Source organism: Brevibacterium otitidis (assembly GCF_042429315.1).
GTDB classification, from domain to species: Bacteria; Actinomycetota; Actinomycetes; order Actinomycetales; family Brevibacteriaceae; genus Brevibacterium; species Brevibacterium otitidis.
This window is the reverse complement of sequence record NZ_JBHMAU010000077.1, coordinates 1-517: the sequence shown is the minus strand read 5'-3', so window position 1 is coordinate 517 and position 517 is coordinate 1. Positions and strand designations below refer to the sequence as shown.

At 71.0% G+C, this 517-nt stretch carries 1 protein-coding gene; it reads right to left on the bottom strand.

Going from position 1 to position 517, the window contains the following annotated elements:
• A partial coding sequence (locus ACFFN1_RS13515; protein ID WP_446680478.1) for a helix-turn-helix domain-containing protein occupies positions 1–517 on the bottom strand: 517 nt, incomplete at both ends.

The following is a 517-nucleotide window of genomic DNA, read 5'->3' as shown; positions in this document are numbered from 1 at the left end:
TCCTCCGGAACGTTTCGCCGCGTTCGGCGAGCCAGGACGCGTAGGCCTTCCCGGAGCGGCCAGGCACGAGGTCGAGCAGCCTGGCCCGCGTCTTTCCGGTGCTGTCGCGGCTGAGGTCGACCATCCCGGTCAGCTCCTTCGGGCCTCGCTTGCGGGGGTCGACGTGATGCCAGATGTGCTCGTCGACGCCGAGGGTGGTGACGTTCTCGAACCGGGCCTCGTCGGCCGCGAGCTTGACAAGCTCGGGTTCGACGGCCCGCCACACCGTCTTCCACGACGTCCCGAGCTGCCGGGCGAGACCGGCGATCGTCGCGTGCTCACGCCGCAGTTGCCCGATCGCCCAGCTGACGGCGCGCGTGGTGATCGATCCGCGCCGGGCGACCAGAGCAGGAAGCTGCTCCGTGAACGTCTTCCGCACGCAGCCCGCGTCGTCGCATCGCCAGACGCGTTGCCGCCACACGATCCGCACTCGCGACGCACCAGGCACGTCATGCAGCACCCGTCGGCGGCGCCCGCG